We start from the raw sequence: 4979 nt of genomic DNA, 5'->3' as shown, positions 1-4979 counted from the left end.
CCCCGCCCCGGCGGCTCCGCGCGGCGCCGCCGCGCCCGGCCTCCGGCCCCGCTACGGCCGGCCGGCGGCGGCCCGCCGCAGCGCGTCGAGGACGTGGGCGACGGCCGGGGCGGACTCGGAGCCCCGCCGGACGGCGGCGATCACGTGCCGGGCCGGCCGCTCGCGCGCGAGCACCCGCACCACGGGCCCCGACGCGCGGCCCGACACCATCCGGGGGACCAGGGCCACCCCCATGCCGGCGCCGACCATCGCCAGGATCGCCGTCCAGCCGGACGCGGAGTGCGCCTGCTCCGGGACGAAGCCGGCCGCCTCGCACGCGGTGCGGGTGATCTCCGACCAGGGGCCGCTGCCCCCGTAGATCCACGGGTCCCCGGACAGGTCCGCGAGCCGCAGATCGGCCGCGTCCGCCAGCGGGTGGTCCGGCGGGAGCGCGACGTCGAGCGGGTCCTCCAGGAGCGTCAGCCGGGTGAAGCGGCCGTCGCGCGCGGTCGGCGCGTGGGCCGCCAGCGACAGCGCCAGGTCCACCGCTCCGGCGGACAGCAGGGCGTACGACTCGGCGGCCTCCGCCTCCCGCACCCGGATCTCGACCCCCGGCCGGGTACGCCGCAGCGCCGCCACGGCCGGGACCACCAGGGCCGGCACGGCGGTGGAGAAGGCGCCGATCCGTACCTCCCCCGCGTCTCCGGCGAGGTACCCCGCCAGCTCCGCGTCGGCTCGCTCCAGCTGCGCGAACACCGCTTCCGTGTGCCGCAGTACGAGGTGCGCCGCGTCCGTGAGCCGCACCCGTCGGCCCTGGGCCTCCAGCAGGGGCACCCCCAGCTGCCGGGAGAGGTTCGTCAGCTGCTGCGAAACGGCCGAGGGCGTCATGTGCAGCGCCTCGGCCGTCGCGGTCACGGTGTCCCGTTCGGCCAGGGTCCGCAGGATCCGCAGCTTCTTGATGTCCCACTCGGTCATGGGGCCGAACCTACCTCCGGGCACCCGCGGCGCTCCCCAGCCCCACACCGCCGAGGATCAGCGCCATGCACAGCAGCTGCGCCGGGCCGGTCCGCTCGCCCAGCAGCAGCAGGCCGAGGCCCGCCACGCACACGGGCTGGAGGTAGTACACGATGCCGGCGCGGGCGGCGCCGATCGCCGCGACCGCCCGGTTCCAGGCGAAGAAGGCGACGGCGGAGGAGAACACCCCGACGTACAGCAGCGGTCCGGCCGATCCGGCGGTGAGGGCGAAGCCGCCCTGGACGGTGAGCGAGACGGCGTAGGCGGGGGCCAGCATCAGCGCGCCGAGCGCGAAGGTGGTGATCAGGAAGGCGAGTCCGCCCAGCTCGGCGGGCTTGCGCTTGAGCAGGGCGCTGTACGTGGCGAAGGACAGGGCGGCGCCGAACATCCACAGGTCTCCGGCGGCGAAGCCGAAGCCGGGGGAGCCGTCCCCGACCAGCAGCAGCACCCCGAGGGCGGCCACCAGCATCCCGACGGTGCGCCGGGGGCCGAGCCGTTCGCCGCCGAGGCGGGCGTAGCAGGCCATGATGACGGGCGAGGCCGCCATGATCATGCCCATGTTGGAGGCGGAGGTGGTCAGTCCGGCCTGGTGCACGAGGGTGTTGTAGAGGGTGACGCCGAACAGGGTGGCGAGGGCGATGTAGCCGAAGTGCTTCCGGATCAGGGCCCGTTGCCGCCAGGCCGGGCGGGCGGCGAAGGGGGCGACGGCGATCAGGGCGATGATCCAGCGCCAGAAGACGGCCTGCACGGGTGGGACGGTGTCGGCCATCCCCCGGGTGGCGACGAAGCTGCCGGACCAGACGACCGTCGCGAGCAGGGCGAGGAGCACTCCGGCGCCGAGTCCGGCGCCGGCCCCCTTCCTCCCCGGGCCGGGGGGCCGCTGTGCTTGCGGAACGGTACGGGCGCGGTCCGTGACGGCCACTGGGTGTTTCCCCCTCGGGGTCGGTGTCGTAGGGCGTGGAACCACCGTCGCACCGGCCGACCGCTCAGGTCCATCGAAATGTTTCGATCAGTCTCTTCAGCAGAACTGAACGATCGAGGTGGGCCAGGACGTGACCGGCGGCACGGAGCCACGTCCGGCCACACCGAAGGAAGGGACTGGCCGCTCACCGGCCTGCTCCGCACGCCGCCGCCCGGGGTCGCGCGAGCACGACGGGGCGCCGGGGGTCCGCACCGACGGCTTTGCGCGCCGGCTCCGCGGACCCCCGGCGCCCCGGAGGTCTTCTGTGCGCCGCCCCTTCGGGGGCGGCCTGGTTCAGCTCTGGTTCTGCGTCTTGTGCGACTTGTCGCCGACCATCACCAGGCCCGCGATGACCAGGAACAGAATGATCGGCGTGGCCACGAACAGGCCGAGCGTCTCGGCAATGCTCAGGCCCGGGGCCGGGTCGTCGCCGTCGTCGCGGGTCAGCGCGAGGGCGGGAGACGTCATCAGCAGCATCATCAGCGTCGTTCCGGCCGTGACGGCGCCGGCGCGCAGAGCGTTCTTCTTGTCCACGGTGCAAACGTAGCGAACACCTAAACGGCCCGCGCGCCCGGGGGTGCCGTACGGGGTGCGCCGCCGTCGCGCACCGCGCTCAGCAGGGCGTTCGCCCGGGGCGAGGCGGCCAGGTCCTCCAGGCTCAGCGGCCGCCCGGCGGCGTCGGCGACCGGCAGCCGCCAATTGGGGTACTGGTCCCAGGTCCCGGGAAGGTTCTGCGGCCGCCGGTCCCCCACCGCGTCCGGCAGCCAGACCCCCACCATCCGGGCCGGGGTGCGCAGCAGGAAGGCGTACAGGGCCTGGACGGCGGCCTCCTCGTCCTTGGTCTCCAGGCCGAGGCCGTCCAGCAGCTCCAGCCACTCGGCAGTGTCGGCGGCGTCCTCGGCCCGCTCCAGCGCGACCGGGCGGGTGAGCAGGCCCAGCCGGTCGCGCAGTTCCACGTGGGCCCCGGCCAGCTTGGCGGCGGACGGCGGCAGGTCGTGGGTGGTGGCGGTGGCCAGGCAGTCGGCCCGCCAGTCCCCGGCGGCCAGCGGTTCGCCCGTGCCCGCCCAGTCCCGCTCGAACCAGAGCACCGAGGTGCCCAGCACCCCGCGCCGGGCCAGCGCGTGGCGGACCCCCGGCTCCACCGTCCCGAGGTCCTCGCCGATGACCAGGGCCCCGGCCCGGTGGGCCTCCAGGACCAGCACGGCGAGCATCGCCTCACCGTCGTACGTGACGTACGTGCCCTCGGCGGCCGGGCTCCCCTCCGGGATCCACCAGAGCCGGAACAGCCCCATCACGTGGTCGATGCGCAGGGCGCCCGCGTACCGGAAGACCCCCCGCAGCAGCTCCCGCAGCGGCGCGAACCCGGCCTCGGCCAGCCGGTCCGGGCGCCACGGCGGCAGCCCCCAGTCCTGGCCGCGCGCGTTGAAGGCGTCCGGCGGGGCCCCCACCGAGACGTGCCGGGCGTGGAAGGGGCCCGTCAGCGCGTCCGAGCCGTCGGGGTGCACCCCCACCGCGAGGTCGTGCACGATGCCGACGGACATGCCGGCCGCGCGGGCCGCGCGCTGGGCGGCGGCGAGCTGGGTGTCCGTCAGCCACACCAGCCAGCGGTGGAAGTCCCCGCGCTCGCGGGGCTCCTCCCCGGCCGCGGAGGCGCACCAGGCGGCGTGCCGGTCCAGCGCGGGCCCCTGTCCGGCGCGGAACCGGGCGTAGGCGGCGGCGCGTTCCGGGGTGCGCGGGACGGCGTACAGCAGCTCCAGGGCCCGCCGCTTGAGCGCCCAGACGGCGTCCCGGTCGATCAGCGCGCCTTTCTCCAGCACCTGGCGGCGCAGTTCCCCGCCCCGGGCGGCGAGTTCGTCGAGTTCGGCGAGGGCCTCGCGGTCGGTGCAGTCGGCGTACTCGGGGACGTCCTCGATCCGCAGGTGGACCGGGTCGGGGAAGCGGCGCGAGGACGGGCGGTACGGGGAGGGGTCGGTCGGGGTCCCGGGGACGGCCGCGTGCAGCGGGTTGACCTGGATGAATCCGGCGCCGTGCGTCTCGGCGGCCCAGCAGGCCAGCGCGGCGAGGTCGCCGAGGTCGCCCATGCCCCAGGACCGTTCGGAGAGCAGCGAGTACAGCTGGACGAGGAGCCCGTGGGTCCGCTCGGGCGGGGCGGGGGCCCGGCCGGGGGCCAGGATCAGGGTGGCTTCGGCGGTGCGGCCGTCCGGCAGGGCGGCGGTGATGCGGTGGACGCCCAGCGGCAGCCCGCCGGGCAGCGCGCCGCCGGGCCCGGTCTCCCACTCGACGGGCGCGACGGGCGCGACGGGCGCGGCGGCCGCCCCGGCTTCCTCCCCGGCGCTCGGCCCGGCGGTGTCCCCGGCGGTGTCTCCCGGCCCCGGCGCCTCGGCGTCCAGCCGGACGCGGGTGCCCGGGGGCAGGGCGGCCAGCGCCGCCGGCGGCGGCTCCCCCGCCCAGCCGACCAGGACGGGCGGCAACAGCCGTGCCGCGCGCAGCCCTTCGGCCCGTACCAGCTCCGCCCGGACCTCGTCCGGGGTGTCGGTCCGCACCCCGATCAGTCCGAGCACCGCGGCCACGGTGGCCCGCGGGACCGCGACGGAGGTGTTCGCGGCGGGCTGGTAGGTGGTGGCGATGCCGTGCAGGTCCGCGAGCCGGGACAGGTCGTCCATCTACGGGCACTCCTTCGTGCGTGAGGGCGGGTCAGAAGGGTGGTGCAGAAGGCGCCGGAAAGGTGGGGGCATCGCCGGGGAACACCGCAGCCATACCCATTCGAAGGCGTCGCATTCGTGGCGCATACCGGTCAGATCACCCCCGTGCATTGACACTCCGGCCGCACGGGTGGTGGGCTCGGGCTCGTTCGTACGAGCGGGGGACGTCTCGGGACGGGGAAAGTCTGTGCAGCTCAGGGGCAGGAAGCGGGCGACCGCCGCCGCGGTGGCCGTGATCGGGACGTTGCTGGGCGGCGCCGTCGCGGACGCGCCGCCCGGGGCCTTCGCGGTGGCGGGCGCGCCGGTGGACACGGCCCGTGGAC

The 4979-nt window shown here is 76.0% G+C and carries 4 protein-coding genes; all 4 read right to left on the bottom strand.

Annotated features, from left to right (window positions below):
• Window positions 1–51 precede the first annotated feature (51 nt).
• Entirely contained in the window at window positions 52–954 is a 903-nt protein-coding gene (locus ABT106_RS30955; RefSeq protein WP_351284114.1) for a LysR family transcriptional regulator, read from the bottom strand.
• A gap of 10 nt (window positions 955–964) precedes the next feature.
• A complete protein-coding gene (locus ABT106_RS30950; RefSeq protein ID WP_502979534.1) occupies window positions 965–1915 on the bottom strand; it encodes a DMT family transporter in 951 nt (316 codons plus the stop codon).
• 333 nt (window positions 1916–2248) lie between these two features.
• On the bottom strand, window positions 2249–2488 hold the full coding sequence (locus tag ABT106_RS30945) for a hypothetical protein (protein ID WP_351284111.1): 240 nt from the start codon (window positions 2486–2488) through the stop codon (window positions 2249–2251).
• A 20-nt stretch (window positions 2489–2508) separates the two neighbouring features.
• Entirely contained in the window at window positions 2509–4617 is a 2109-nt protein-coding gene (locus ABT106_RS30940) for a 4-alpha-glucanotransferase (RefSeq protein WP_351284108.1), read from the bottom strand.
• Window positions 4618–4979: the final 362 nt, after the last annotated feature.

Source organism: Streptomyces sp. NPDC002044 (assembly GCF_040296725.1).
GTDB lineage: Bacteria > Actinomycetota > Actinomycetes > Streptomycetales > Streptomycetaceae > Streptomyces > Streptomyces antarcticus.
Note: the sequence above shows the minus strand (reverse complement) of the source record. Positions and strands in the feature narration are given on the sequence as shown.